General features: G+C 67.1%; 1 pseudogene. It reads right to left on the bottom strand.

Features of this window, described 5'->3' with window-relative positions:
• A pseudogene (locus FMEAI12_RS25410) lies at positions 1-246 on the bottom strand (alpha/beta hydrolase); the annotation flags it as partial.

Genomic DNA, 246 nt, shown 5'->3' with positions numbered 1-246 from the left:
CGATGACGTCCGCGGGGACGTCCTCCCAGTAGAAATGGCGGCGGATGACGGGATTGGCCCGGTCGGACTTGAACGGCTCGTCGTAGGCGCCGGCCCGAGCCGGGACCATGATGGACTCGAGGCTGGGCACGCCGAGCACGCCGGTGCCTATGCTGGCGTGGGTGTCGGCCCAGGTGATTATTGGTCCTACTGTCCCGTATCCGAGCGGTGCGACGGCGTCGAAGCTGCCGTGCAGTGACTGCTGGA

Source organism: Parafrankia sp. Ea1.12 (assembly GCF_900465275.1).
Lineage (GTDB): Bacteria > Actinomycetota > Actinomycetes > Frankiales > Frankiaceae > Parafrankia > Parafrankia soli.
The sequence above is the reverse complement of the archived record's forward strand: the minus strand, read 5'-3'. Positions and strand labels throughout refer to the sequence as shown.